General features: G+C 58.7%; 16 protein-coding genes. 9 read left to right on the top strand and 7 right to left on the bottom strand.

From position 1 onward, the window contains the following. Window positions 1-213 precede the first annotated feature (213 nt). The 4 genes from fmt (at window position 214) to ACONT6_RS17390 (ending at window position 5,606) form a co-directional block, all read left to right on the top strand. On the top strand, window positions 214-1,182 hold the full coding sequence (gene fmt, locus ACONT6_RS17405) for a methionyl-tRNA formyltransferase (protein WP_428819653.1): 969 nt from the start codon (window positions 214-216) through the stop codon (window positions 1,180-1,182). Beyond that, window positions 1,175-2,512 carry a 16S rRNA (cytosine(967)-C(5))-methyltransferase RsmB gene (rsmB, locus tag ACONT6_RS17400; RefSeq protein WP_428819652.1) on the top strand — a complete coding sequence of 446 codons (1,338 nt, stop codon included), beginning with the start codon at window positions 1,175-1,177 and terminating at the stop codon, window positions 2,510-2,512. The genes fmt and rsmB overlap by 8 nt, the downstream gene beginning before the upstream one ends. A 239-nt stretch (window positions 2,513-2,751) precedes the next feature. Continuing rightward, window positions 2,752-4,137, top strand: a complete 1,386-nt coding sequence (gene trkA / locus ACONT6_RS17395; RefSeq protein WP_181254778.1) for a Trk system potassium transporter TrkA — start codon at window positions 2,752-2,754, stop codon at window positions 4,135-4,137. Between the two features lie 17 nt (window positions 4,138-4,154). Then, complete coding sequence (locus ACONT6_RS17390; protein ID WP_428819651.1) at window positions 4,155-5,606, top strand: TrkH family potassium uptake protein; 1,452 nt, start codon at window positions 4,155-4,157, stop codon at window positions 5,604-5,606. 3 nt (window positions 5,607-5,609) lie between these two features. Here the strand turns inward: ACONT6_RS17390 and ACONT6_RS17385 are convergent, their stop codons facing one another. Continuing rightward, window positions 5,610-6,251, bottom strand: coding sequence for a CDP-alcohol phosphatidyltransferase family protein (locus ACONT6_RS17385; protein ID WP_428819650.1), 642 nt, complete (start codon window positions 6,249-6,251; stop codon window positions 5,610-5,612). 240 nt (window positions 6,252-6,491) lie between these two features. Beyond that, window positions 6,492-7,379 (bottom strand): lysophospholipid acyltransferase family protein, encoded by an 888-nt coding sequence (locus ACONT6_RS17380; RefSeq protein ID WP_428819649.1) that lies wholly within the window; start codon window positions 7,377-7,379, stop codon window positions 6,492-6,494. Between the two features lie 185 nt (window positions 7,380-7,564). Here ACONT6_RS17380 and glyQ point away from each other — a divergent pair, with 185 nt between their 5' ends. The 4 genes from glyQ to ACONT6_RS17360 all read left to right on the top strand — a co-directional run bounded on the left by glyQ (window position 7,565) and on the right by ACONT6_RS17360 (window position 12,491). Then, a complete protein-coding gene (gene glyQ, locus ACONT6_RS17375) occupies window positions 7,565-8,566 on the top strand; it encodes a glycine--tRNA ligase subunit alpha (RefSeq protein ID WP_181254782.1) in 1,002 nt (333 codons plus the stop codon). Then, window positions 8,566-10,647 (top strand): glycine--tRNA ligase subunit beta, encoded by a 2,082-nt coding sequence (gene glyS / locus ACONT6_RS17370; RefSeq protein WP_428819648.1) that lies wholly within the window; start codon window positions 8,566-8,568, stop codon window positions 10,645-10,647. The genes glyQ and glyS overlap by 1 nt, the downstream gene beginning before the upstream one ends. A gap of 11 nt (window positions 10,648-10,658) precedes the next feature. Beyond that, window positions 10,659-11,207: a D-glycero-beta-D-manno-heptose 1,7-bisphosphate 7-phosphatase gene (gene gmhB / locus ACONT6_RS17365; RefSeq protein WP_428819647.1), complete on the top strand. Its 549-nt coding sequence runs from the start codon at window positions 10,659-10,661 to the stop codon at window positions 11,205-11,207. A gap of 93 nt (window positions 11,208-11,300) precedes the next feature. Beyond that, window positions 11,301-12,491, top strand: a complete 1,191-nt coding sequence (locus tag ACONT6_RS17360; protein ID WP_428819646.1) for a class I SAM-dependent rRNA methyltransferase — start codon at window positions 11,301-11,303, stop codon at window positions 12,489-12,491. Window positions 12,492-12,567: 76 nt separating this feature from the next. Here ACONT6_RS17360 and ACONT6_RS17355 read toward each other — a convergent pair whose 3' ends face one another. Next, a complete protein-coding gene (locus ACONT6_RS17355; RefSeq protein ID WP_428819645.1) occupies window positions 12,568-14,766 on the bottom strand; it encodes a TonB-dependent receptor family protein in 2,199 nt (732 codons plus the stop codon). Between the two features lie 183 nt (window positions 14,767-14,949). Between ACONT6_RS17355 and ACONT6_RS17350 the strand changes: the two genes are divergently transcribed. After that, the gene (locus ACONT6_RS17350; protein WP_428819644.1) at window positions 14,950-15,417 is read left to right on the top strand and encodes a GNAT family N-acetyltransferase; all 468 of its coding nucleotides are present in this window, start codon (window positions 14,950-14,952) and stop codon (window positions 15,415-15,417) included. Between the two features lie 114 nt (window positions 15,418-15,531). Here ACONT6_RS17350 and gyrB read toward each other — a convergent pair whose 3' ends face one another. From gyrB to dnaA, 4 genes are all read right to left on the bottom strand, one after another. Then, window positions 15,532-17,952, bottom strand: a complete 2,421-nt coding sequence (gene gyrB, locus ACONT6_RS17345; RefSeq protein WP_428819643.1) for a DNA topoisomerase (ATP-hydrolyzing) subunit B — start codon at window positions 17,950-17,952, stop codon at window positions 15,532-15,534. 124 nt (window positions 17,953-18,076) lie between these two features. Further along, complete coding sequence (gene recF / locus ACONT6_RS17340; protein WP_428819642.1) at window positions 18,077-19,165, bottom strand: DNA replication/repair protein RecF; 1,089 nt, start codon at window positions 19,163-19,165, stop codon at window positions 18,077-18,079. A 150-nt stretch (window positions 19,166-19,315) separates the two neighbouring features. Beyond that, entirely contained in the window at window positions 19,316-20,425 is a 1,110-nt protein-coding gene (gene dnaN, locus ACONT6_RS17335; protein WP_428819641.1) for a DNA polymerase III subunit beta, read from the bottom strand. A gap of 87 nt (window positions 20,426-20,512) precedes the next feature. After that, a complete protein-coding gene (gene dnaA, locus ACONT6_RS17330; RefSeq protein WP_428819640.1) occupies window positions 20,513-22,252 on the bottom strand; it encodes a chromosomal replication initiator protein DnaA in 1,740 nt (579 codons plus the stop codon). Between the last annotated feature and the right edge of the window lie 279 nt (window positions 22,253-22,531).

The raw sequence follows: 22,531 nt of genomic DNA, 5'->3' as shown, positions 1-22,531 counted from the left end.
AAGCCGGTTCTTTTGGGTCCCGAAGCAGGCGCAGTGGCGGCGCGGCACCGGGTACCTGTTTTCAGAACCGCTGTGAATACATCCCTGTACGCTGCGTCGGCGACGTCCCTGTCGCCGACGCTTCTGAAAACAGGTACCCGGCACCGCGCCTTCGCATCGTATTTTTGCGCTCCATAGCAAATTCTCTTTTCTGACCAAAACCGATACCCCTTCATGAGCCTGAACATCATCTTCGCCGGCACCCCCGACTTTGCCGCGGTACACCTGCAAACCCTGCTCGACAGCGAACACAAGGTGATCGCCGTCTACAGCCAGCCTGATCGTCCCGCCGGGCGCGGCAAGAAACTGTTGGCGAGTCCAGTGAAACAGCTGGCGCTTGAGCACGATATCCCTGTTTACCAGCCGCTCTCCCTGCGCGACGAAGACGCGCAGCGGGAACTGGAAGCGCTGAATGCCGATGTGATGGTGGTGGTGGCCTATGGCCTGATACTGCCGCAGGTTGTGCTGGATACCCCGCGCCTGGGCTGTGTGAATGTGCACGCCTCGCTGCTGCCACGCTGGCGCGGCGCGGCGCCGATCCAGCGCGCGGTGGAAGCCGGGGATGCGGAGAGCGGCGTCGCCATCATGCAGATGGAGGCCGGGCTGGATACCGGGCCGGTGCTGGTTGAGGTGCGCACGCCGATCACTGCCAATGAGACCGGCGGCAGCCTGCACGACAAACTTGCGGGCCTCGGTGGGCCGGCGCTGCTCGAAGCGCTCCAGGCGCTGGAGAACGGCACCGCACAACCGCAGGTGCAGGATGATGCGCTGGCCAACTATGCCGGCAAGATTTCCAAGGAAGAGGCACGCATCGACTGGCAGCGTCCCGCCGCAGAACTGGCGCGGTTGATCCGCGCGTTCAACCCTTTCCCGGTGTGCTGGACCGAGTATCTCGACGGCAAGGGCAAACCCCAGCGCCTGCGAATCTACGCGGCCAAACACGAACAGGGCTGCCACACCGAGCAACCGGGCACCATCCTGAGCGCCGATGATGAAGGTATTCTGGTGGCCTGCGGGCGCGAGGCGTTGCGCCTGACTCAACTACAATTGCCGGGCAAGAAGGCCCTGCCGGTTGCGGAGATCCTCAAGGGCTACCGCGAACTGTTCAGCGCGGGTACCCAATTAGGCCAAACCCATGAGTGATTCTTCCAGCAAAACCCTCAAAGACGCCCGCGCCCTCGCCGCCCGGGTGATTGCCCGTCTTTACCAGGATCGGGGTTCCCTGCAACGCCTGCTGCCCTGGGCGGAAAAACAGGTGGATGAAAAAGACCGCGCGCTGCTGCGCGAGCTCTGTTACGGCACCGCCCGTTTCGCCCCACGCCTGGAACTGATGCTGAAAAAGCTGCTGCGAAAGCCGGTGAAGGATGAGGAACTGGAAGCGTTGATGCTGGTGGGCCTGTACCAGCTCGAATACACCCGTATCCCAGATCACGCCGCCATCGCCGCTACCGTGGAGGCCGCCCGTGCGATCAAGCTCGGGCATGCCACTGGTGTGGTCAACGGTGTGCTGCGCAACACCCTGCGCAATAAGGAAACACTCACTCGCAAACTCTCCGGCAACCCCCAGTTCAGCTCTGCACACCCCGAGTGGCTGCAGCAGGCGATCAAAAATGCCTGGGGCAGTGAAGCCAGGACCATCTTCACCGCCAACAACGAAAACCCACCCATGACCCTGCGGGTGAACGCTGCCCAGACCACCCGCGACGACTACCTGGAGCAGCTGAAACAGGCGGGTATCCCCGCGCAAACCTGTGAGCTCGCAGATTCCGGACTGATACTGGAAACCCCCGTCGCCGTAACCCGGTTGCCCGGGTTTGAAGAGGGCCTGGTCAGTGTGCAGGATCAGTCCGCACAGCTGGCAGCACACCTGCTCGACCCGCAGGCAGGAGAAAAAATCCTCGACGCCTGTGCCGCCCCCGGTGGCAAAACCTGCCACCTGATGGAACTGCAACCCGACCTCGACCTCAGCGCACTGGATATAGAAGAAGAGCGCCTGGACCGGGTGATCGAGAACATGGAACGCCTCGGCATCGCCGTGCAGATCATCTGCGCCGACGCCGCCGAGCCGGAACACTGGTGGGACGGCGAACAGTACGACCGCATCCTGCTCGACGCCCCCTGCTCCGCCACCGGCGTCATCCGCCGCAACCCGGATATAAAGCTACTGCGGCGCCCCGAAGACATTGCCGAATTGGCCGAATTACAGGGCCGCATACTCCGTGCAATGTGGCCGCTGCTCAAACCCGGCGGCACCCTGCTCTACGCCACTTGCTCCATACTCCCAGAGGAAAACAGCGCTCAGGTGGCGCGCTTCGTTGCGGAGACACCGGATGCGAGGGACAATACGCCGCAATTGCTGCACGATCAGCCCTGGGGGCTGCCGCAGGAAGCCGGTATGCAACTGTTGCCCGGTATTCATGCAGGCGATGGGTTTTACTACGCGAAGCTGGAAAAGCTGATTCCAGAGGGCTGACCCTGGAAGATTCGCTGAACTGTTCTCCGGCTTACGAAGTACAAATATAGAAATTTAAGGCCGAGTGCCGGGGGCGAGTTTTCAGGAGCGTCGGCAACAGGGATGTTGCCGACGCAGCGTACAGGGACGTATTCACAGCGGTCCTGAAAACTCGCCCCCGGTACTCGGCCGCCACCCTACCTGCTCAAAGAGCAATGAGTGGCACAATGGCCAGATAACACAGGCCCCGAAACCCAATTATGAAAATCATCATTCTCGGCGCCGGCCAGGTCGGCGGATCCCTGGCAGAAAGCCTGGCCTCGGAACGCAACGACATCGTTCTGGTGGACAGCGACGAGAAAACCCTGCGTGAACTGCGCGACCGCATCGACATAGGCGTGGTCACCGGCCACGCCTCGCACCCGGACATCCTGCAGGAAGCCGGCATCGAAGACGCCGACATCTTGGTAGCCGTCACCAACAACGACGAAACCAACATGGCCGCCTGCCAAATCGCCCACTCCCTGTTCCGCGTCACCACCAAAATCGCCCGCGTGCGCGCCTCCGCCTACCTCCAGTACCCGGAACTGTTCTCCACCGAATCGATTCCTATCGACGTCCTCATCAGCCCCGAGCAGATTGTCTCCGAATACATCGCGCGACTGATCGAACACCCCGGCGCCCTGCAGGTCCTCGATTTTGCCGACGGCCGCGTGCAGCTCGTCGCCGTGCGTGCCGTACAGGGCGGGCCACTGGTAGGCCACCAGTTGCGCTACCTGCGCGAACACATGCCCAAAGTGGATACCCGGGTCGCCGCCATCTACCGGCGCAACAGCCCCATCATTCCCCAGGGCTCCACCGTCATCGAGGCTGGTGACGAAGTCTTCTTTATCGCCGCCAAGCAGGACATCCGCGCCGTAATGAGCGAACTGCGCCGGCTCGAGCAGGGCTACAAGCGCATTACCATTGCCGGGGGTGGCAATATCGGCCTGCGTCTTGCACACAAACTGGAGAATCGATACTCCGTCAAAATCATCGAACAGGACCACGACCGCTGCATCTTCCTCTCCGAAGAACTCAGCAACAGCATCGTGCTCCACGGCAGCGCCTCCGATCAGGATCTGCTGCTGGAAGAGAATATCGAAGACACCGACGTGTTCCTCGCTCTCACCAATGACGACGAAGCCAACATCATGTCGTCCCTGCTGGCCAAACGCCTCGGCACCCGCAAGGTGATGAGCCTGATCAACAACCGCGCCTACGTCGACCTGGTACAGGGCGGCGAAATCGACATCGCCATCTCCCCCCAGCAGAACACCATCGGCAGCCTGCTCACCCACGTGCGGCGCGGCGACATGGTCAATGTGCACCAGCTGCGCCGCGGCGCTGCCGAAGCCATTGAAGTCATCGCCCACGGCGACAAACGCACGTCAAAGGTTGTGGGGAGAAAAATCGAGGATATCGACCTGCCGGAGGGCGCAGCGATCGGTGCCATCGTGCGCGAACGGGATGGCGAGAGCCAGGTACTCATCGCCCACGACAATATCGTTGTCGAATCCGACGATCACGTCATCGTGTTCCTGGTCGACCGCCGCCACACCCGCCACGTGGAACAGCTGTTCCAGGTCGGCTTCAGCTTTTTCTGACGGCAGGAAGCGAATAGATGCGATTTGCGGTCATAGCGCGGGTATTCGGCATATTGTTGACGGTGTTCAGCCTCACACTGCTGCCGCCCATCGGCGTATCCTTGTGGTACGAAGACGGCACTCACGTCGCGTTTACCGTGGCCTTCGGTATTACCCTGCTCACCGGCCTGTTTATGTGGCTGCCGGTACATGACCTCAAGCAGGACCTGCGCACCCGCGACGGCTTTGTGGTGACCTCCCTGTTCTGGCTGATTCTCGGCAGCTTCGGTGCCCTGCCGCTGATTATTGCGACCCAGCCAGACCTGACCGTGGTCAACGCCATTTTCGAGTCCATCTCTGGACTCACGACCACCGGCGCCACCACCATTGTCGGGCTGGATACCCTGCCCCCGGCGATTCTGTATTACCGCCAGCAGTTACAGTGGTTTGGTGGTATCGGGGTAATTGTCATTGCACTCGCCATTTTGCCGATGCTCGGTATCGGGGGGATGCAGCTGTACAAGGCAGAAATGCCCGGCCCGGTCAAAGACACCAAGCTCACCCCGCGCATCGCAGAAACGGCGCGCGCCCTGTTCGTGATTTATATCGTGCTCACAATTTTGTGCGGCATTGGTTACTGGTGGGCCGGCATGAGCGTGTTCGACGCAGTGGGCCACGCCTTTTCCACCGTGGCCAACGGGGGCTTCTCCACCCACGACGCCAGCATGGGGTTTTACGCCCACAACAACGCGATCATGGCGATTGCGATCATTTTCATGCTGACGGCGGCAATCAACTTCGGCCTGCACTTTTACGCGCTCAGCAACAGGACCGTACATCACTACTGGAAAGATTCTGAATTCCGGTTCTATGTCATGGTGACCCTCGGGGCCAGTGCCATCATCATCGGCTACCTGTATATGTCCGGCACCTTTGATATGCGCGGCAGCATGCTGCACGGTGCTTTTCAGGTAGTGTCGATCGGTACCACCGCCGGCTTCGGCTCGGAGAGCTTTGCCCTGTGGCCGGCTTTCCTGCCGTATATCCTTTTGTTGCTGGGGATTATGGGTGCCTGTGCGGGTTCCACCTCCGGTGGTATCAAGGCGGTGCGGGTGATGCTGATTGTAAAATCCGGCCTGCGGGAACTGAACCGACTGGTACACCCCAATGCCGTGGTGCCGATCAAGGTAAACCGCAAAATCGTCCCCGCGCGGGTTACCGATGCCGTGTGGGGATTTTTTGCGATTTATATCCTGTCGTTCTTCCTGCTCACCATTGTGGTGATGGCGACAGGAGAAGATTTCGTAACCTCGTTTTCCACCGTCGCCTCCTGCCTTAGCAATATCGGTCCAGCCCTGGGTGATGCCGCGGCGCATTACGGGGAGGTCAACGAAGTGGCCAAGTGCTTCCTGATTCTCGCGATGCTGATGGGACGACTGGAAATTTTCACCCTGCTGGTTCTGCTGACACCCGCATTCTGGCGTCACTGACTTCTATTCAATCAGATCTTTCTCGCCGCGAACGATCTTCCAGTAGCGCGGAACGAATTTCACCAGCACCCAGATTTCCAGCAGTGCCCCCAATAGGGTCAGCGCATCCAGGCTCTGCTCGAAAATCTTATCCGCCCCGGACGTCTCCGGAAAATACTCAATGGCGACCTGTTCCGCAAATCCCATCCCCAGTACCAGAAATGCCAGCGCCATGGCCGCTTTGGAGAGCAATCCCGGCGCGATCGTCACCTCTTTCTTCAACCACCAGAACACCACCGGCACCACACTCAACTGAATTGAGAAGCGGAGAATAACCAAGGCGGTATAGACGCCACTGATCGATCCGTAGCTCCACAACAGGGGAATAAGGGAAAGGATAAAAAGCCGGTCTGCCACCGGATCCAGTACCGAGCCGAAATGGGTTTGCCAGTGAAACCTGTGTGCCAACCAACCGTCGAGCAGATCACTGACAGCAGCCACGCAAAACACGATCAACGCCGACAGATTGTGGCCAGACAGGGACAACCAGAAAATCACCGGTATCAGGACCACCCTGAACAGCGAAATCCCATTGGGCAGATGCCGCCACGGAGAGCTTTCTCCGCCAGCCTGTGCAGGTTTTATCTTGTGCTTTCTTCGGCTCATGGTACGTCGGTGTCAATCACGCGTACGTATGAGCTTAATAGATATTTGGCGGGACGACCGAACCGTGGCATTGGCCGCCACGGTGGTCGGTACCTTTGGTCGGTGCGCCCTATGCCGCCGGTCCAGTTGTGGCCAAAGACTCTGATCTGCGCAGTAAGACTGCAGGTATCCTAAAGATCACGAGTCATGAAATTGACTGCAAAGGTCGACAATTTTTTAACTTTTACGGCCACTTTCGTCTCAGCGTTTTTTGTATATGCGGCTCTTCCCATCGGGAATTTTTCGGAAACGTTTGTATTCCCACTGATACTGTTCCGGCGCTTCAGCAATACACGATTCAACACCGCGATTGAGGGCCGCGAGGGAGACCTTTACTTCCTCGCTGTAAATTGCCTGCTCCGCGGGCAACAGCACCAGTTCAAAGCCATCTGATACGCGCTTGGCGAAACCGAATACGACCTTGCAGCCGGTGCGCTGGATCAGATTGTAGGCAAGGGTCATAGTGAGGGTGGGATGGCCAAAAAACGGGGCAAAGTCACCACCGGAAAGGTCCGGTTCCTGGTCCGGCAAGACACCGACGATGCCGCCATCGCGCAGGGCTTTGAGCAGCGAGCGCACACCGCGCACGTTGGTGGGTACCAGCTTGGCGCCAGTTTTCTCGCGGCCGTCGCGGATGACCGGATCCAGCGCTTCGATTTTCGGCGGCGCGTACAGGCTGGTGGTGGGGCCGACGGTGGCCAGAAACTGACCAAAGATTTCCCAGTTGCCGATATGGGGCGCGAGTACCAGTACCCCCTTGCCCTCTTCTACCCCGTCGGTCAGCAGCTGCTGGTTGCGCACCCGCGCGATATGGTCCTCGGCGTGACTCCAGGGCTTGCGCCACAGGGTCGCCATTTCGAAACCGGTGGTTACGGTGCTGATGACGCTGGTGCGCGCCAGCTTTTCGCGCTCTTCGGCGGCCATTTCCGGGTAACAGTGCGCCAGATTGATACGGCTCACTCGCAGCCCGTCTCCGCGGACACACACGGTGCCATAACCAGCCAGCTTGCCCAGCCGGCGCGACCAGCTCAACGGCAGGCTTCCAATCAATTTCAGGGTGCCCGCGGCCAATTGCCCTTTGATATCCAAGCGTTACATCCTTCTCTTTGGGGCTGCCGCCCCGGAAACTCACTGGGAGCTTCAAATTCTTAGCAGTATGGCCGTTTTATGGCCATCAATTTACCTTCTATGCTCTGTGCGCTGTTTAGCGCGCAACCCGCTGCCGCTATAATTGCGCCCCTTGTCTTTTCACCCAGCTGAAACCGGAGATTGTGGTGTCCGAGCAACAAACCAGCAGTTCTGCCCCCGCGCAGGACCTGAGCACCTTTCAGGGACTGATTTTTACCCTGCAAGAATACTGGGCGCGCCAAGGGTGCGTCATTCTACAGCCTCTGGATATGGAAGTGGGCGCCGGCACCTTTCATCCCGCCACCTTCCTGCGCGCCATCGGCCCGGAAACCTGGAACGCGGCCTATGTGCAGCCCTGCCGCCGCCCCACCGACGGCCGCTACGGTGAGAACCCCAACCGCCTGCAGCACTACTACCAATACCAGGTAGTGATGAAGCCCTCCCCCAGCAATATCCAGGATCTGTACCTCGACAGCCTGCGCGCACTGGGCATTGATCCCGCGGTACACGATATCCGCTTTGTTGAGGACAACTGGGAATCCCCGACCCTGGGCGCCTGGGGCCTCGGCTGGGAAGTGTGGCTGAACGGTATGGAAGTGACCCAGTTCACCTATTTCCAGCAGGTCGGCGGTATCGAGTGCTATCCGGTCACCGGCGAGATCACCTACGGTATTGAGCGTATCGCCATGTACCTGCAGGGTGTCGAATCCATCTACGACCTGGTGTGGACCCGCAATGCGGACGGTACTCCGGTCACCTACGGCGATGTCTTCCACCAGAATGAAGTGGAGATGTCCCACTACAATTTCGAACACGCCGATGTGGAGTTCCTGTTCGCCACCTTTGACCACTGCGAACGCGACAGCCAGCGACTCATCGACCTCGGCCTGCCGCTGCCCGCCTACGAGCAAGTAATGAAAGCTTCCCACGCCTTCAACCTGTTAGACGCTCGCCATGCGATTTCCGTCACTGAGCGCCAGCGATTCATTCTGCGCGTACGCACCCTGGCGCGCGCAGTAGCCCAGGCCTATTTCGATGCGCGCAAGGCGCTCGGTTTCCCGCTTGCCGATGAGAAGGTTCGCAACGAAGTGCTGGCCCAGGCTGAAAAAGCCGAAAGCAAAGGCAAAGCGAAGAAGGAGAAGAAGTAATGGCTCAGGATTTTCTGGTTGAGCTGGGCACCGAAGAGCTGCCCCCGAAAGCCCTGCACACACTGATGCAGGCCTTTGCCGAAGGTATTGAAAAAGGTCTGAAAGATGCCGAACTGGATTTCGGTGCAGTCAAAGCCTACGCCAGCCCCCGCCGCCTCGCAGTTGCGGTGAGTGATCTGGCAGAGCAGCAACAGGACAAGCAGGTCGAGAAACACGGCCCGGCCGTAGCCGCTGCCTTTGATAAAGACGGCAACCCCACCAAAGCGGCGCAGGGTTTTGCCCGCGGCGCCGGTGTCAGCGTTGAAGAGCTGGCGCGGGTACAAACCGACAAGGGTGAACGCCTGGCATTTATCAGCGAGCAGAAAGGTGAAGCGACCAAAAACCTGCTGGGCGATATCGTCGCCGGCTCCCTGGCGCAACTGCCGATTCCCAAGCGTATGCGCTGGGGCGCGCGCAAGGAAGAGTTTGTGCGTCCGGTGCACTGGCTGTTGATGCTGCTGGGCAATGAAGTGGTGGATGCGGAAGTACTCGGCCTCAAGTCCGGCAACACCACGCGCGGACACCGCTTCCACTGCAATCAGGAATTGCCGGTAGCCTCCGCCAAAGATTACGTGCAGAAGCTTCGCGACCCTGGCTATGTTGTGGTCGATTTTGCCGAGCGCCGCGAAATGATTCGCGAACAGGTTCAGGCCGAGGCCAATAACGTCAACGGCGAAGCCGTGATCGACGACGATCTGCTGGATGAAGTAACTGCGCTGGTGGAATGGCCGGTGGCGCTAACCGGACGCTTCGAAAAACGCTTCCTGGACGTGCCCGCCGAAGCATTGATCTCCTCCATGAAGGAGCACCAGAAATATTTCCACGTGGTAAATGAAGCCGGCAACTTGCTGCCGTTCTTTGTCACCGTGTCGAATATCGAAAGCACTGACGCCAAGCAGGTGATCGAGGGCAACGAGCGGGTAATCCGCCCGCGCCTGTCCGATGCCGCCTTCTTCTTTGATACCGATAAGAAGACCAGCCTCGAAGCCCGTCGCGAAAAGCTCAAGTCCATCGTATTCCAGCAAAAGCTGGGTACTGTGTACGACAAGACCGAACGTCTGGCAAAACTCGCCGCTGCAATTGCTGAAAAAATTGGCGGCGATACGGCACTGGCGCAACGCGCAGCGCAGCTGTGTAAATCCGACCTGGTCACCGAAATGGTGTTCGAGTTCGCGGATATGCAGGGCATCGCCGGCTACTACTATGCCGAGAACGACGGCGAGCCACTGGACGTGGCCAAGGCCATGTACGAACAGTACATGCCGAAATTTGCCGGTGACCAGCTGCCGGTCAGCGAAACCGGCACCATCGTGGCACTGGCAGATCGTATCGACACTCTGGTGGGTATCTTTGGTATCGGCCAGCCGCCCAGTGGTTCCCGCGATCCGTTCGCACTGCGTCGCGCCAGCCTGGGTGTGCTGCGTATTCTGGTGGAGAAGAATATCGACCTGGACCTTCGCGAACTGCTCACCCTCGCCCGCGATGGCTACCCGCGCACCGCGCTGGCAGAACACGACACTGTGGTCGACCAGACACTCGCGTACATGATCGAGCGTTTCCGCGCCCGTTACGAAGATGCCGGTATCAAGGCGGAAGTCTTCCTCGCGGTTTCCGCGCGCAAGCTGTCCCGTCCACTGGATATCGACAACCGCGTGAAGGCCGTACACAGCTTCAGCCAGCTGCCGGAAGCAGAAGCGCTCGCCGCTGCCAACAAGCGCGTATCCAACATTCTCGCAAAGCTCGATGGCGACGCGCCGAGCGAAGTGGACCAGGCGCTGCTGCAGGAAGATGCGGAAAAAGCGCTGTACCTGGCGATCCGCGATGCGGAAGAAGCCGTTGCACCACTTTACGCCGAAGCACGCTTTGAAGAAGGTCTTGCCGGTCTCTCCGGACTGCGCGAAACCGTGGACAACTTCTTCGACGGGGTGATGGTAATGGCCGACGACGAACAACTGCGCAACAATCGCCTGGCACTGCTGGCACAGCTGCGCGCCCTGTTCCTCGAAGCCGCGGATATCTCCCTGCTGGCTCCCGCGAAGTAGTAGTTAACGCCATGGCCATCATCATTCTCGACCGCGACGGCGTCATCAATCACCAGCCCGATGGCCACGTGACCAGTGTCGACGAATGGACTCCCCTCCCCGGGAGCATCGAGGCCATGGCGCGCCTCAGTCAGGCGGGCCACCAGTTGGTGATTGCCACCAATCAGAGCGGCCTCGCCCTGGGGCTGTTCGACCTCGACGACCTCGAGGCCATGCACGCAAAACTGCGTGCACTGGTCGAGGATGCCGGCGGCGAAGTGGCGGGAATTTTTTACTGCCCACACAGCGACGAGGACCACTGTCGCTGCCGCAAACCAAAAACCGGCCTGCTGGATGCCATCGAAGCGGAGTTCGACACCAGTCTGCACGAAAGTTATTTCGTGGGTGACCAGCGCAAGGATCTGGAGTGCGCTGTCGCCAAAGGGTGTAAGCCCGCACTGGTACAGAGTGGACGCGGTGAGCAGACCCTGGCTTCACTGCTGGAAAACCCAGACCCCGGATTGACCACAACCGCAGTGTTTGCCGACCTCTCTCAATTTGCGGACTTTGTGCTGCAATAGATCTATAGCTTTCTCCATTTTCAATTTGTTTCCTGTCATCGCGCGCACTTCGCATTAGCCGGTGGCGCACCCTTTTCTTTCCGGAGTTCCACCGTGCAACAACTGATTCTTAACCCCCGCGCCGAGCGTCGACTCAAACTCGGCCACCTGTGGATTTACAGCAACGAAGTGGACACAGCGCGCAGCCCGCTGAAAGGTCTCAAGCCGGGCAGCCAGTGTGAGATTCTCGACAGCAAGGAAAAGAGCCTCGGCTATGCACTGGTGAATCCCAACCAGCTGATCTGTGCGCGACTGGTTTCCCGCAAAGGGCCGTTTACCAGCAAGATGCTGAAGCGCCGCCTGGAAAGTGCACTCTCCATGCGCGAGCGCTACTTCCCGCATCCCAGTTACCGGATGGTGTACGGGGATTCCGATGGCCTTCCCGGGTTGGTGGTGGATCGGTTCGGCGATTATCTGGTGGTGCAGATCAGCAGCTGGGGCATGGAAAACCTGGTGCAGGAGATTGTCGATGCGCTGGTGACGCTGGTTAACCCTAAAGGCATTTTGCTGCGCAACGATCACCAGGGGCGCAAGGTGGAAGAGTTGCCTGACCTGTGTGAAGTGGCCCACGGCGAGGTACCAAAGATGGCGCCGTTCGAGGAAAACGGTGTGCCGTTGCTGGCACCGGTATACGAGGGACAGAAGACCGGCTGGTTCTACGATCACCGCGAGAATCGCGCGCGCTTGAATCAATGGGTGAAGGGCCAGCGCGTGCTGGATCTGTTTTCCTATGCGGGCGGCTGGGGTGTGCAGGCACTCGCTCACGGCGCCCGGGAAGTCACCTGTGTGGATGCTTCTGGCCAGGCTCTGGACTGGTGCGACGAGAATGCGGCACTGAACAACCGCCAGGCTGACCTGATTACCATCCAGGGCAAAGCCGTGGATGCGATGAAGGAACTGATTACCGCCGGCGAGCGCTACGATGCCATCGTGCTGGATCCGCCCGCATTTATCAAACGTCGCAAAGACCAGAAATCCGGTGAGGCCGCCTATCGTCACATCAACGAGCTGGCACTGCGTCTGCTGGAAAAGAATGGCTTACTGGTGAGCGCCTCCTGCTCCATGCATCTGGAATCGGATACGCTGCTGGAGATCCTGCGCGGTGCGGGTCGCCATCTGGACAAGTCCATCAGTATTATTGGCAGCGGCGGCCAGGGCGCTGACCACCCGATACACCCCTCCATACCGGAAACCCGCTATCTGAAGGCGCATTTCGCACACCTCTCGGGGACGGTTACCGTTTAAAGAAGCCTGCTTGATATAGGCACAAAAAAACCCGGCAATGCCGGGTTTTTTATTTTTGCGCGGTGGGGGGAACCGATCAGAAGCGATAGGTCATACCGACCGAGGCAGTGCGCGGGCGGTTGGCACGGGCACCGTCCGGGGCGCGATTCACAATGGCCTGCTTGTCCAGCAGGTTGTCGATCTTCAGGTAGCCAACAAAGTCGTCGGTGAAATCATAATGGGCGGCCGCATCCAGCACCCACAGGGATTCGGTGTAATCGGAACGGCTGGTCGCAGCGCGGTTACAACTGTTGTTTACACACATCTCATCCTGATAAGCCGCGGTCAGGTTGACCCGCCAAGCGGCGCCACTGTCGATTCCGGTAGTCAGGGCAAATACCTGTTCAGGCAGATAGGCAAAGTTGTCGCCCGCTGCGAGGCCACTTTGGCCGTCGCTTTCCAGGTATTCGTCGCTGTCCTTGCTGATTTCGGCGTCGGTCCAGGTATAACTCGCTGTCAGCGGAAGGGTCCAGCCGTTAGCAAGTACCCACTCCGACCCCAGGGAGGCCTCCAGGCCACGGATCTCGGATTCACCCAAGGCATAGTTACCACTCTCAGCACCGTTGGCACAGGGAGCCGCCACGGAGCAGTTCTGCACCGAGCTTTCGTAATCACTGAAGAAGGCGATCACTTCACCGCGCAGGGTGCCGCCTGTGAAACGCGCGCCCCACTCATAGTTGGTGGAGAGGTCGCCGGCTTCGCCGTCGCTGGAACCGCCACCGGGAGGCGCAAAGCCACGGTGAACACCAGCGAGCAGGGTCCAGTCACCATTCAGCTGATAGGTCAGGCCCAGGCCCGGCAGCCACTCGCTCACCGAGTTGGATTTGCTGCTGCCCTTTTCGGTACGGTCGACATCGTTGTAGCGCTGCTGTGCGGTGTTCACGTCCTCATATCGCAGGGTGGCGGTCACGGCCAGGGCATCGCTCATCTGTATCTGGTCGTAGATGAACAGGGATTTGGCGCTCGCATCCTCGACGCGGTTATTACTGGAACTTGGATCGACCACTTCCTTGAATACCAGCGTGCCGTTCACCTGGCTGTAGTTTTCCACCGGCTGGAAGCGATCAACCTCGTCCCAGTGGCGGCGCACACCGAATTCGAGCTCGTGCGCAATATCGCCGGTCTGCAGCGCCCAGTCGGCGCTCACCTGTACACCGCGGGATACGTAATTGCGGTTGTTGTGCTTGATACCGAAGTCGTAATCCTGAGTACCGTTGAGCACCGCCTGGGCATCGCTGTCGCCGTCGTTGGCGTCATTGATCAAACCACCGAGGCTGGTCTTGAACCAGTCGCGCTTGAACTTGTTGTAGTAAGCCTGGGTGTTTACGTTGAAGCTGTCACTGAGCGCAATGCTGTGGTTCAGCTGCACGGTACTGTGACGGTTCTGCATCTCATCCAGGGCACTGATACCGTAGCGACGGTTGGGATCCGCGGCGAAGTCCGCATCGGTGAGGCCCAGATAACTCATGCCGGACTCCTCTTCGGAGTACTGCAGCTTGATATCCAGTTGCTGGGCATATTCGGCGCCCTCGGCGGACTTCAGGCGCCCTTTTACCAGGTAATCTTCCTTGGCAATGTCGGCGCTGTCGGCGCGGTCGATATCGCGGAAGCCATCGGCCTGCTGCTGGTGGGTTTCAACCAGCCAGCCTGTGGTTTCGGTACTGCTGCCGTAATAGGTGTGCAGGCGGTTTTCACCGTACTGACCCGCTTCCAGCTGCACGCTACCGGCGCTGGCTTCGGGAATCGGGGTGCTCAGCATGTTGACCGCACCACCGACGGTGAAGGGGCCGTATTTCAGGGTGCCCGGGCCCTTGAGGACTTCGATGCTGTTCAGGCGACCAGCGGTGGGGAAGTAATAGGCTTCCGGTGCGGAGTACGGAGCCGGAGCTACCAGTACGCCGTCTTCCATCAGTGAGATCTTGCTAGAGCGACCGCCGTCGGCACCGCGGATACCGATATTCGGACGCAGGCCATAGCCGTCTTCCTCGCGCAGATAGACACCCGGCACGCTGCGCATCATGCGGTTGATATCCACAAACTCGAATTTCTCGAGCTCTTCGGCGCTCACCAGATGAGCCGAGCCAGGCAGTTTGTGCAGGATCTGGGTATCCCCCAGTACGGAGACGGTTTCCAGGGTTTCAGCAGATGCGCCTGTGCCCTCTTGCGCTGCAAGCGCGGGGCTGCTCATCGCTATGGCCAGGGACAGGGAAATGGGGTGCAGTGCAAAGCGGCGCACAGGTCCTCCTTGAAGGGATCAAACTGTTATCAAATTTGTTAATGAGATTGATTATATTTCTTTATACAACTCTTGTCATGATCCAGGTGCCATTTTTGCACTCAAGCGGTGCGGAGTTGTTTGGAGGGATATCCCGCCGAGCCTAGGATTACCAGTTACATCTATCCAGTAGGTGGAGAATCTATGCTGAGACCGCTTCAGGAGTCCGATATAGAGCGTCTGTCGCAACTGTGGTTGCATCTCGCTTGCAGCAGTCACCCGAGCGTGCCCGTAAAATTCTGGATGGCGGAAGCGCGGGTATTGCGCAGGCAACTCACCGCCCAGTATCGCGCCAGTCAGTCGTCTTCAACGGGGGTCAGCCACTGGGTCTACACCCGTCCCGGTAGCGACATTGCAGAGGGGTTGGTGACCATCACTGATAACGTGCATGTGGAAACCATCTTTGTGTCCCCCGGAGAACAGGGGCGCGGGGTTGGCAGCGAGCTGATGGCACAGGCGAAATTTGGCCGTATCCAGCTCGAGACGCGAGTGCTGGAGGAGAACCTGCGGGGACGCTACTTCCTGCAACAGCACGGTTTCGCGGAAACCGAGCGGGAATTCAATCAAGCCGCGAACCAGGAAGAGATCGTGATGAGCTGCCGTGTTGCCTGACGATCTTTCCAGAAACGAAAAAGCCCGATCAGTGAAAACTGATCGGGCTTTTAATGGGGAAATAAGTAAGCACTTACATGCTACATACCCGTTCCCGCAACCTGACTTGAAACCTTAAACGTCCAGGTTTTCCACCGCCAATGCATTGCTCTCGATGAATTCCCGACGCGGCTCCACCTGGTCCCCCATCAGGGTGGTGAAGATCTGGTCGGCGGCGATCGCGTCTTCGACGGTAACCTGGAGCATACGGCGACTTTCCGGATTCATGGTGGTCTCCCACAGCTGCTCCGGGTTCATTTCACCCAGCCCTTTATAGCGCTGGATACTGTAGCCGCGACGACTTTCGTTCATCAGCCAGGCCAATGCTTCCGGGAAGCTGCTTACCGGCTGACGCTTTTCACCGCGCTGGATAAAGGCACCCTCTTCCAGCAGATCCTGCATCTTCTCGCCCAGCTGACAGATAGAGCGGTACTCTGCAGATTCGAAGAATTCGTGGCTGACCGTGTAGCGACTGCTCACACCGTGAGCCACGATGTCGATGGTGGGCAGGAACAGGTTGCGCTCAGAATCTTCCGAGACGGTGACCGCATGGCGGCGTCCACCACCCTCGCCTTCGCTTTCCAGCAGCTCATGAAGCTTCTGCGTCCACTCCCGCATATGCGCTTCAGACTGCAACTCTTCCGGCTTCAGGCTCGGCAGATAGACCATACTCTGCAGCACTTCTTCCGGGTACAGACGGGACAGGCGATCGATGGTAGCCATCACCGCACGGTATTCTTTCACCAGGGATTCCAGTGCAGTGCCAGACAGTCCCGGTGCTTCCGGATTCACGTACAGGGTGGCGCTTTCCAGGGCCGCATTGGTCAGGAACTGGGTCAGTGCCGCCTCATCCTTCAGGTATTGCTCCTGCTTGCCCTTACCGATTTTGTACAGTGGCGGCTGGGCAATAAATACGTGTCCGCGTTCGATCAGTTCCGGCATCTGGCGGAAGAAGAAGGTCAGCAGCAGAGTTCGGATGTGTGCACCATCCACATCGGCATCCGTCATGATGATGATGGAGTGATAGCGCAGCTTGTCCGGATTGAATTCGCTTTTGCCGATACCACAACCCAGTGCGGTAATCAGGGTACCGACCTCGGCACTCGACAGCATCTTGTCGAAGCGGGCTTTCTCCACATTCAGGATCTTGCCCTTCAGCGGCAGGATCGCCTGGGTACGGCGATCGCGCCCCTGCTTGGCAGAACCGCCAGCGGAGTCACCCTCCACCAGGTACAGTTCGGAAAGCGCCGGGTCTTTCTGCTGACAGTCCGCCAACTTGCCGGGCAGGCCGGCGATATCCAGTGCGCCCTTGCGGCGGGTCATTTCCCGCGCCTTGCGCGCCGCTTCCCGGGCGCGTGCCGCGTCGATCATCTTGCCCACAACGGCCTTGGCTTCCTGCGGGTTTTCCAGCAGATAATCGTTGAAGGACTGCCCCATCTCCTGCTCAACCGCGGGTTTAACTTCCGAGGAAACCAGCTTGTCTTTGGTCTGGGAGGAGAATTTCGGATCCGGAACTTTTACCGAAATGATCGCGGTAAGACCTTCCCGGGCGTCGTCACCGGTGGTGCTGACCTTGTCCTTCTTGCCTACACCTTCTTTTTCGATGTAGTTATTCAGGCCACGAGTCAGTGCCGCGCGGAAACCGGCAAGGTGAGTACCACCGTCGCGCTGGGGAATATTGTTGGTGTAGCAGTAGATATTTTCCTGGAAAGAGTCATTCCACTGCAGCGCGACTTCAACGGCGATGCCGTCTTCGCGCTGGTTCTGGAAGTGCAGAACCTTGTTGATTGGGGTCTTGTTCTGGTTGAGGAACTCCACAAAGGCGCGCAGACCGCCCTCGTATTCATAGACTTCCTCTTTACCACTGCGCTCATCGCGCAACACGATCCGTACACCAGAGTTAAGGAACGACAGTTCGCGCAGGCGCTTGGCCAGCTGTTCGAAGTGGAATTCGATATTGGTAAAGGTGTCCGCAGAGGGCTTGAAATGCACGGTGGTACCGGTGGTATCGGAGTCTCCAACCACGGCCAGCGGCGCATCGGGGACACCGTGACGGTATACCTGCTCGTGGATCTTGCCTGCGCGACGGATAGTCAGTTTCAGCTCCGCCGACAGGGCATTCACCACGGAAACCCCCACGCCGTGCAGGCCTCCGGACACCTTGTAGGTATTGTCATCGAACTTACCGCCCGCGTGGAGTACGGTCATGATCACCTCGGCCGCGGAAACGCCCTCTTCCGGGTGCATTTCGGTGGGAATACCACGGCCGTTGTCGGAAACACTGACGGATTCGTCCGGATGGATGATCACTCGAATCTCGTCGCAATGGCCCGCCAGTGCCTCGTCGATGGAATTATCCACCACCTCGAATACCATGTGGTGCAGGCCGGTGCCGTCATCGGTATCACCAATATACATCCCGGGGCGCTTGCGCACTGCATCAAGGCCCTTGAGCACCTTGATGCTACTGGAATCGTAGTTATTCTCTTCCGACATTCTGTTGCTCCGTTCACGCCCGGCGTGGTTGCCCGGCACTCTGAGTTTGAAATTCTTTTCGGTCTGACAATCGTTCTGTGTGCATTGGCACGCCCTGCCCGGCCTTGTATCTACCCGACAGGTTTCAATCCTCTACTGCATCCACGACCCCATGTTCCACGTGGAACATCTTCGGCGCATTCCATGGCGTGGACAGCTGTAGCCAGGGGCGCGCCGTGACGGAGTGTTCGATCCCGGTAACCAGAACCTGGCTAGCACAGTCACTTACCCAGCGGGCAAATAGCGCCTGATTTGCCTCATCGAGCTCCGAGGGCAAATCATCCACAAGGAAAACCGCCTTCTGTGCACCCTCAACTACCGACGCCATTGCGGTTCGCAACGCGCACACCGCCATCTTCTGCTGCCCGCGGGAAAGTACTGCATGGGCAGGCTGGCCGTGGATAACAAAGCGCAGGTCGGCCCTGTGAGGCCCGACGCGGGTAAAGCCCTGAGCCAGATCGCCATCACGGGAAGCCTGATAGGCCTCCCCCAGGCTTAACTCTTTTTTCCAGCCACCTCTGTAGTGAAGCTGTAGCGCCCCGAACACTGACTCGGGAAGATCCTGTAAACGGCGTTTGAACTGGACCTCCAGCCTCGAGAAAACCTCTCGGCGAAGCACATCTACCGCCTCTCCACTTTTAACCAGCTGCTGTTCCCATGGAGCCAGGGATTTGGAGTCGATTTTACCACGACGAAGCAGTGCATTGCGCTGCTTCAATGCAGTCTGATAGACCTTCCATTGCAATGCGAAACCGTGTTCCACGTGGAACACTGTCCAATCCAGTAATTGCCGACGAACACCCGGCCCACCGTCCAGCGCAGCAAAACTTTCACTGTTTATGACCTGTAGCGGCAGACAAGACGCCAGCTGGGAACTGCTTTCCGCCGGCGATTGATTGATACGGATCCGGCCCTGCCCATCCCGACGCTTCTCCACGCCCAGGGTTGTACCACCAGCCAGACGCGCAAAAACCGCCAATGCATCGGCTTCGTGACGAATCACTGTCTGGCTCTGCCTGGAGCGGAAAGAGCGCCCACTGGCCAGCATATGCACCGCCTCGAGTAGCGAGGTCTTGCCGCTGCCATTGGCACCGCAGAACAGGTTCACTGCCGGAGCCAACTGCAAATCCGCAGACACGATGTTCCGAAAATGACTCAGGACCAATCTGTTCACCGCCACAGCACTACCCCGCCAAAAAACACCGACAGACACATACGAAAAGACCGCCACCCTGGTTGGGTGGCGGTCTTTTGCGACAAACGGGATAATTTAAGGCAGAAGATCAAAGTGATAAACCGGCAAGCCCCTGGATCAGCGCCTGAATCAAAGCCGCATGGGCATAATCACGTAGACAGAGTCGCCCTGCTCCGGCTGCTGCAGCAGCGCACTGCTATTGGCATCACCGAGCCCGATACGGATCTGATCACTGTGAATAGCTGCCGTCACATCCAGCAGGTAACCCACATTAAAACCGATCTCCAGCGGATCACCGTGGTAATCCACCATCAGCTGTTCTTCCGCCTCTTCCTGTTCCGGGTTGTTGGCCACGATCTGCAATAGCCCTTCTGACAACTGCAGGCGTACACCGCGGTACTTCTCATTGGAAAGGATCGCAGCGCGCTGGAACGCCTGACGCAGCATCAAACGATCGGCAAACACTTCGTTACCGGTACCGCGCGGCAGTACACGTTCGTAGTCTGGAAATTTCCCATCCACAAGCTTCGAAGTAAAAGTGAATGGACCGCTGTTAACGCGAATATGGTTGTTGCCGAGCACCACGTCGGCACTCACATCGGTATCTTCGAGCAGTCGGGCAAGCTCAAGCACGCCTTTGCGCGGCACAATTGCCTGGATCGGCGTCTCGACATTGAGACCCGGTGCATCGCGGTCACACAGGGCCAGGCGGTGGCCATCGGTGGCCACAGCGCGCAGCTGCTGCGGGCGACACTCAAGCAGCAGACCATTCAGGTAGTAACGTACATCCTGCTGCGCCATGGCAAAACCGGTGGCTTCGATCAGGCGGCGAATTTCGCGCTGGGAGATACTAAACCGGCTCTGGGCAGTGGTCTCTTCCTGATTCGGAAAGTCACTGGCCGGCAGTGTGGAGAGTTGAAAACGGCTGCGGCCGCTGCGCAGCACCAGACGCTCGCCATCGCGCTCGAACTTGAGCTCGGAACCGTCCGGCAGGGAGCGACAAATATCCAACAACTTGCGCGCGGGAACGGTAACCTCACCCTCCATCTCGGCGGGCTGATCCAGCTGCAAACGACCGACAATCTCTACTTCGAGATCGGTACCGGTGAGCGAAAGCTCCTGCCCCTGCAGCTGCAGAAGCACATTGGCCAAAACCGGCAGGGTCTGGCGTTTCTCAACCACGCCGGCAACCAGTTGCAGCGGCTTTACCAGGGCATCGCGGCTTACGCTGAATTTCATAATTATTGCCTTGATCTTTGTTAGGTCATTTTTGCAATTCCGCTCCCCTTCCAAGGGTCCGGAAAAACTCTTTATATATCAATAACTTCAGGTTGTCAGGGAGCGGGTGAGCAAGCGCACATCCTCACGGATATCGCCGTCGGACTCCTGCAGCTGTTTGATCTTGCGGCAGGCATGCAACACGGTGGTGTGGTCACGCCCGCCAAATGCATCACCGATTTCCGGCAGACTGTGGTTGGTGAGTTCCTTGGCCAGCGACATAGCTACCTGTCGTGGACGCGCTACCGACCGACTACGGCGCTTGGAAAGCAGATCCGCCACTTTGATCTTGTAGTACTCGGCAACCACCCGCTGGATGTTGTCGATACTCACCAGCCGATCCTGCAGTGCCAGCAGGTCCTTCAGCGCCTCGCGCACCAGAATATCGTCAATCGCGCGGCCGGTGAACTGCGCATTGGCAATCACGCGCCGCAGTGCACCCTCAAGTTCTCGAACATTGGAGCGAATGCGCTGGGCAATAAAGAACGCGGAATCATGCGGCAGGTCGACACCAACCTGCTCGGCCTTTTTCATCAAAATGGCAACGCGGGTTTCCAGCTCCGGCGGCTCCACAGCCACCGTCAACCCCCAACCGAAGCGCGACTTGAGACGCTCCTCGAGGCCGTCGATCTCCTTGGGGTAGCGATCGCAGGTAAGAATGATCTGCTGGCCACCTTCCAGAAGCGCATTGAAGGTATGGAAAAACTCTTCCTGGGAGCGCTCCTTGCCGGCAAAAAACTGAATATCGTCAATCAGCAGCGCATCTACGGAGCGGTAGTAACGCTTAAAATCACTGATCGCGTTGAGCTGCAGCGCCTTCACCATATCCGCCACAAAACGCTCGGAGTGCAGGTACACGACCTTCGCGTTGGGGTTACGGTCCACCAGCGCGTTACCCACGGCATGCATAAGGTGGGTCTTGCCGAGGCCGACGCCGCCATAAATAAACAGCGGGTTATAGGCGCCGCCCGGGTTGTCAGAAATCTGCTGTGCAGCCGCGAGCCCCAACTGGTTGGACTTACCCTCTACAAAAGACGCGAAGGTAAAGCCGCGGTTAAGTGAACTGCCGTGCTTGATCGCACCCTCGACCTCGACTTTGCGCTGGCCACCGCCGGTATGCTGCGCCGGCGGAACAACCACCTCACTACCGGAATGCAGGTCTGCAGGCAAACGCTCTGCCGCGGTCAATGCGTCAGCACCCGCCTCCTCAGCCGCGAGATTGCGGGCATCCGGGGAAACACCGGGCGCTCCGGAAGACGGACTGCGAGCAGGAGGTACAGAAGAGCGGTGGTTGCGATCACTATATCCGGAAGCGCGGCGCTCGGAACTCTCACCGCCGGTATTGCCGAATGCAAAACCCGGAGTACTTCCCGGCGGGACAGCGTCGTTGTGCTGAGCACCATGGGACCCACTATGGGCGTTGCTGCCACCAAAAGATGGGGCACGCGCAACCGGCGGCGCTGCCGCCGGCTGGGGCTGATGATATCCCTGGTGGTGCGGAGCATCCGCACCACCCAGGTTACGCCGGAAACGCGCGGTGCGTCGCTCCATGGCGACCACTTCTACGGGCAGGGAACGGCCCGCAAACTGCTGCACGAGCTCACGGATACGATCGAGAAACTTGTCGCTTACCCAGTTGATGATAAAGCGATTGGGCGCCACCAGACGCAGCTCCCCCTCGGAACAGTCGTCACTGACGCGCAGCGGCCGAATCCAGGTATTGAATTGCTGTGGTGGCAATTCATCCTGCAAACAAGCAGCACACTGCTTCCAAACGGAATCAGACAAGGAACCCCCTAAAACACGGATCGAGGTGCGACTGCGCCCAAAAAGTGCCAGCAGAAAGCTGCCCCCGAAAACACCGGGCAGCACCTCAAAAGAAGGCGGGTAGTATATCGGTTGCTCCGCAGGTTATCCACAAATAACCGGGAAATGGGGACAACTTTCCATACGGAAAGCCCTGTAATATCAAAGGCTTGAGCACAAAATAACCGAACAGCGGGTCATAATGGAGCCAGGTTATCCACAGCAACCTGTGGATAGCTTGGGGTAAACCGGTGAACTTCC

Source organism: Microbulbifer sp. MCCC 1A16149, assembly GCF_050368945.1.
GTDB lineage: Bacteria > Pseudomonadota > Gammaproteobacteria > Pseudomonadales > Cellvibrionaceae > Microbulbifer.
The sequence above is the reverse complement of the archived record's forward strand: the minus strand, read 5'-3'. Positions and strand labels throughout refer to the sequence as shown.

What these genes read in the sequence shown, in the direction of transcription:
- ACONT6_RS17350 (WP_428819644.1), top strand. Translation starts at nt 14,950, where the DNA reads ATGCTGAGACCGCTTCAGGAGTCCGATATAGAGCGTCTGTCGCAACTG.
- dnaN (WP_428819641.1), bottom strand. Translation starts at nt 20,425, where the DNA reads ATGAAATTCAGCGTAAGCCGCGATGCCCTGGTAAAGCCGCTGCAACTG.
- gyrB (WP_428819643.1), bottom strand. Translation starts at nt 17,952, where the DNA reads ATGTCGGAAGAGAATAACTACGATTCCAGTAGCATCAAGGTGCTCAAG.
- glyS (WP_428819648.1), top strand. Translation starts at nt 8,566, where the DNA reads ATGGCTCAGGATTTTCTGGTTGAGCTGGGCACCGAAGAGCTGCCCCCG.
- rsmB (WP_428819652.1), top strand. Translation starts at nt 1,175, where the DNA reads ATGAGTGATTCTTCCAGCAAAACCCTCAAAGACGCCCGCGCCCTCGCC.
- ACONT6_RS17385 (WP_428819650.1), bottom strand. Translation starts at nt 6,251, where the DNA reads ATGAGCCGAAGAAAGCACAAGATAAAACCTGCACAGGCTGGCGGAGAA.
- ACONT6_RS17390 (WP_428819651.1), top strand. Translation starts at nt 4,155, where the DNA reads ATGCGATTTGCGGTCATAGCGCGGGTATTCGGCATATTGTTGACGGTG.
- gmhB (WP_428819647.1), top strand. Translation starts at nt 10,659, where the DNA reads ATGGCCATCATCATTCTCGACCGCGACGGCGTCATCAATCACCAGCCC.
- trkA (WP_181254778.1), top strand. Translation starts at nt 2,752, where the DNA reads ATGAAAATCATCATTCTCGGCGCCGGCCAGGTCGGCGGATCCCTGGCA.
- fmt (WP_428819653.1), top strand. Translation starts at nt 214, where the DNA reads ATGAGCCTGAACATCATCTTCGCCGGCACCCCCGACTTTGCCGCGGTA.